This window comes from Vibrio sp. T3Y01 (assembly GCF_013114525.1).
In the GTDB taxonomy this organism is placed as follows: domain Bacteria; phylum Pseudomonadota; class Gammaproteobacteria; order Enterobacterales; family Vibrionaceae; genus Vibrio; species Vibrio chagasii_B.
In genome coordinates this window covers 1-5313 of the sequence record NZ_VTXJ01000045.1, presented here as the reverse complement: position 1 = coordinate 5313, position 5313 = coordinate 1, and the positions used below count along the sequence as shown (strand labels likewise).

Annotated in this window: 4 protein-coding genes; all 4 read right to left on the bottom strand. The window is 37.1% G+C overall.

All coding sequences use genetic code 11. The features are described 5' to 3' along the window. Positions 1-101 precede the first annotated feature (101 nt). The 4 genes from F0232_RS24775 to F0232_RS24755 all read right to left on the bottom strand — a co-directional run bounded on the left by F0232_RS24775 (position 102) and on the right by F0232_RS24755 (position 5122). A complete protein-coding gene (locus F0232_RS24775) occupies positions 102-1022 on the bottom strand; it encodes a trypsin-like peptidase domain-containing protein (RefSeq protein ID WP_105058070.1) in 921 nt (306 codons plus the stop codon). A gap of 158 nt (positions 1023-1180) precedes the next feature. Continuing rightward, positions 1181-1864, bottom strand: coding sequence for a hypothetical protein (locus tag F0232_RS24765; protein ID WP_105058068.1), 684 nt, complete (start codon positions 1862-1864; stop codon positions 1181-1183). A 122-nt stretch (positions 1865-1986) separates the two neighbouring features. Beyond that, the gene (locus tag F0232_RS24760) at positions 1987-3252 is read right to left on the bottom strand and encodes a hypothetical protein (protein WP_146107447.1); all 1266 of its coding nucleotides are present in this window, start codon (positions 3250-3252) and stop codon (positions 1987-1989) included. A gap of 133 nt (positions 3253-3385) precedes the next feature. After that, on the bottom strand, positions 3386-5122 hold the full coding sequence (locus F0232_RS24755; RefSeq protein ID WP_105058066.1) for a DUF6119 family protein: 1737 nt from the start codon (positions 5120-5122) through the stop codon (positions 3386-3388). Positions 5123-5313: the final 191 nt, after the last annotated feature.

Genomic DNA, 5313 nt, shown 5'->3' with positions numbered 1-5313 from the left:
CATGAGAAAGATGGTTGTGACACTCAATTCAATGCTAAGAGATGGTGCAATATGGGATAAAGATAGCGTCAAAAATTAACTATTGACGCCATAGTCTCTTGTTATATGAGTTTCCCACAGCAGTTTTTGTATTTATTTCCACTGCCACAATTACAGAGGCTATTTCGTGATAATGGTGGCTCGTTACGCAATCTGTCTTCAATAACTTGTTCAAAAGCTAAAAGTTCAGACGAGTGGATAACTAATCCAAGATTATTAGGAATGCTCCCCACTGAAATTGATTTAGAGTCTGTTGGAACTTCTATGACAACCACGTCACCTGTAGTTGTATGTTGAGGACCTGCGTATAGAGTTCCCAATAATGCAATTCGAGTTCCAGCAACCAAAGCGCCTGTATGATCTACAAAACTACCAATATTTGCCAAGAATACAGGGGATCCTGATGAGCCTGGAAAACAAGCTGCGTCAATTAAAAACTCAGGCTTACCATTTAAAGACAGTTTAGGATGCGTTGCTGTGATACCCCTGCGAATGATCGGCAAATTATGCTTGGCATCCCATATCCCATTGGGATAACCGATCATAACGACTTCCTCCATTGAAGGAAGCGAGTTTAATAGTTGTTCATCAGCCAGAACCCCTTTGCCAAGAGGGATATAATAAAACCGCTTACCTTCTTGCTCAGCTTTGTTGAGAATCGGGCCAATAGGAATAATCGCTAAATCTACGTTAGGATTTGGATGAGGAATCCAATGTTGAGAAAGGTCATCTAACGTAATTACCTCATGAGAGCCAAGCACTGGTTTATCGTCCTCACCTTTTAAGGTTAGATTAAAGCTACCAGTTTGGGCCCCCACCACAACATGCTTATTAGTTACGATACAAGGGATACTTTGTTCGTCTTTTTCACAGAAGAAAAAGACATAACCACTTCCTGATGAACTGTTGCCTTTACCGTCGTCACAATTAATACGTACAGTACTATGGATAAGCTTCTCAATAGGATTTACATATTCACTCATAAATTATCTCAAGATCTGTTCTGTTGAAGAATAAACTCATATAACGCCCTGTTAAGGCGTTAGCAACGCAATACCGAAGCTTCCACATAACACCTTAAACACTAAAACCAACGCATAGTAAAAATGCCACGCGTTGCGAATCACTCTTAAACAGATTGTTAACTGTATTGTTTGAGGTGTCCTAAGAGCCTTTGCCTTCTGCGCTGAAAGCCTAAGATTGCCTCTAATGAATTAACTTTGTCCTTAGGCGCTTTGGGCTGAAATGGAATTTCATTAGCTATGCCAAGTAGGCCGGCGCCAACCAACTTTTTATCTGACGCATCATTGATATTGTCCATTAATTTTTGAAGATCTGTGATTGCGTCTTCAACCTTTTTACCAACTTCTTCCGCCAACATGCCACCACTAGCACCTCGTTTAATTGCCTCAAGTTGATTGATAGACTTCTGGATTGAACCAATAATACCCACGCGAGCTTCTAACCGGATAACGTCTTGTTGCTTTGCCCCAGACTCAAACGTTGTGTGAGAAATTATATAGTCAGTTACTCGTTTGGCGTCAGCGTACATAAACTGGATTCCTTCTCGAAAGTCCTTGTAACCCGAGATAAATTGGAAAAGTACGCTGATCGTACCAAGTACAGTGATTCTTGCGATTAAAGAGCCTTCTTCAAACTCAATTTCTATTGGTAAATCTGGAGATAAGAAAAAGCCGATCCTTTGACGAGCAAATGCCTCAAGCTCCACCTTAAATTGTGCTAATTCCTCTTTTGATTTCAGTTTCTGAGGCTCGATGTGTATGTAAGCCTGACTTAAGATGTTTTTATTTATGTAATCAGCCAATTATTTTCTCCAAATACAGTTAACGCCGCATTAAGGTGAGCGGCGCTTGGCTATACTTGAGCGAAGCGAAACTGCCAAGCGTTGCGAATCACTCTTAAATGCTTTGTTAACTTTACTTTCCGCTATTTTGCTTTTTGAACGCTATTGTCTTGAGGTGACGCCTTTGAAACAGCATTAATCATTTGAGTAACTTGCTCCACTACTTTAGGCTCAAAGTTTGTAGGTTTTATTTTTGTAAATGCACTGTCACTATCTAAGTTCCAGTTCTCGAAAATAGCTTTCATGTCAGCTTGACTTACATCGTTACCATAGACTTCTAAGTATAACTTCCCGAAATTGATCGCATGCATACGGTCACTTCGTTTTAACGACTCGTGCATATAAGCATTGCCAATGCTATAAGCATGTTTCGCCCACGCACCAAAAAGAGTTACAACAATTAAACCTTTTAACAACAGGAATGAAAAGAAGAACCAATCGATATTTTCTTTTGCTGCTGAATTAAACTCAAATCCACCGTATATCAAACCACCTACGGCAGATACGATAGCGGCACCGAGTGCAAACATTCCTTGCTTATTCCAATCAGAAGACTTATCCGAGAACTCTTTTTCCTTTACTTTTAGTGTCTCAACTGCCTTATTTACAAACTCTGGAACCTTAATTTCAATTTTCTCTTGAACCTGTTTTTGATGCTCTTCTTGTAACACCCTAATATTATCTTTTAGTTCATTTTCTTTCTTTATATAGCTTGCTTCTATGCTCTTTAGTTTATTCTGGCGAACATGGAATTCTTTTTCTGTTGTAGCAATTTGACTACGCAAGTGTTCTAGTTGCTCAGCAAACTGTTCTTCTCTTGCTCGCTGACGGCGCTCTAAATAACGCTCTCTTTCTTCTAGTTCTTTAATGCGCATGAGAGATTCTTTTTCTAGTGAATTCTCAAATTTCTCACTTAGATAGTGTTTATAGTTACTATCTAACTCAGACTCTTCTTCAGTGATTTCCTGAAGCATTCGTCTTTCATCAACTGGCAAAGTTTTGAGCAATCTATTAGTTACATCAGTACTCGTACTTTTTATGACACGCATTAGAATCTGGCGATCTAACAACCTAGGTAATTTAGATAATGTGTTGGAATTACACAAAAGCAGTACTTTATTAACCATTCGACGCGGTAGCGACGAAAACACTTTATTAGCAGCCTCAGCATTGAATCCATCAAAAACTATCTGGATGCCAGTCTCACTCAGATGTCCAACAAGCACCTCAATTTCTTGGGCGTTGCTTTGCATCAAAAGTTGGTTGATACTATCGGTATCGTAGTACTTCCAAATCTCTGCTAGTTCGCTTCTAGCCATATTGCTAATTCTAAAATTTTTAGATTCCATACTTACCCTGTAAAGTTAACGCCCAATTAAGGTGTGAAGCACGCAACCACGACACTCAATAGGAACACCGTAAACACGAAATCCGACCCAAACCAAAATTGCCGAGCGTGCTGAATCAGTCTTAAATTGTTTGTTAGTTTTTTTTGTTAACAAGTCTTATAGCATATGCCAACTCAATACCTCGCTCATTAATGAGGTATTTGTGGGTATTTGCAAGCTCATACTTCGCCATAAAAGGCAAGTCATCAACCTTTTTATCTTGTGTATACGTTAATATACAAAGCAAAACTGAAAATGTTGACTCTTGGAGCTCAGACCGTTTTTCCTTAACAATTGAAAGAAATGCATCTTTGTCTTTACAAACATTCTCTGTGTTATCATTATTATTGATGAACTCAATCATAGACTTTCTAGTGTCAATATCTTTTACAAATGCATCTGTGTAGAATCTAGATTGCACAAACAAGTGACTTAATGAGTTTGTACCACTTTTTAATACTTTCACATGGATCAGCTCTCTATCCCTATGTAGTAAGTCGCATATTTCGTATCTCTTTTGACCAGCGATATTAATTTTCGATTTATCAAACAAATATATATTATCATCGTTTTCCGCGACATATGAGTTATAAACTTCCTCCTTATACTTTACTGTGTCTTTGCCATTTTCCTCGACTATACAGTGAATAGAAATATCATTCGGAAGATAATCATCAGATTTATCTTTGATGTTATTTTTTACATATAACTCAACTTCAGACTTGAAATCTGAACTAACATTCCTCCATGTACCAGAACTTAATATATAGGTAATTCCATTATCTTCAAGTTCACAATTTATACAGTTATATGCCCTCATCGTGAATATTTCACCAGAAGTATTCACATAGTACACTTTCCAGTTCAAGACGGTTTTAATGGAAGATCTCTGATTAAAATTTTGATTTTGAGAAATAAGATCGGATATATTGAGGTCATCGAATTCATCAACAAATTCGTACGCTTCAGGATCTTTATATGAGAAATAGGAAACATTTTCATCCAATATATTGCTTGGCGATAAATGAATATTTGAAAAATCTTTATTTTTCAGAAGATCAAACAAAACACCGTTTAATCTATCAATTTCATCTTCATCACTTACATAATCAAGCCTACCATAAGAAGGGAACTTTTCTTTGTATAACTCTAGATCGTAGGCTTCTTCCAAACTTAGCAATATATCAACTATTCCATCATCGGTTACACTAGTTCCTTTTTCTAGATTTACAGTAATGGAACTTTTCCCTGAAAATGACTTTATATATGGATAATTATCGTACGTTGAACCAGTAATGGATCTGAAAAATTCTTTCTCATCATTTATGTCAAATATTTCTAAATTGGCACCTTTACTAGCTTGTCGATCTGTTAATGTCGACACAGATGAGTGCGTTGTAGTGTTAACTTTTTTAAGATTATTATGGTCGCATATGTTCATTGCGACTTTTATACCAAAATCATTTACTAACTTATCTGAATTTATAAATCTAGAAGTATGCATACCAAAAGTTAATACATAGAACAATATGTCACCGACATCACGAGTTATTTTCAAACATAAAACAGCTGAAGGTGACTTATTTGTATTTGAAAATTTAAGATTTAGATCTTCGCTAAGGTTATTAAGCATTACCATCCAAGGGTAATCAGCTTCCGTTTTAGATGCACCACCTACATCGGCGTACTTTACGATCCCCTCTATCTCATAGCCATTACTTTGATACGTAAATCTGGGTAAAGGCTCTGTAGATATATCAAATATAGCCGCGAAGCTTTTAACAGAGGTTTTAGCTCTGAAGATTGTCATTTTGTCTAAGTTACTACTCACTTATCGACCTCATTACTTGAATAAAAAAACTAACGCCGCATTAAGGTGATGAGATGGTCTCCCCTACCACTTCACATGACGGTAAGTCATGCTTGGAGTGTTCAGGTCCGAAGTAAAAGGAGAAGACCATGACTCAGCATAAAATCATCGGCATCGATTTAGCAAAAAATATCTTCTTTCTTTTTGAAATC

Excerpts from the sequence above, each read along its gene's own strand:
- F0232_RS24760 (WP_146107447.1), bottom strand. The coding sequence starts at position 3,252 with ATGGAATCTAAAAATTTTAGAATTAGCAATATGGCTAGAAGCGAACTA.
- F0232_RS24775 (WP_105058070.1), bottom strand. The coding sequence starts at position 1,022 with ATGAGTGAATATGTAAATCCTATTGAGAAGCTTATCCATAGTACTGTA.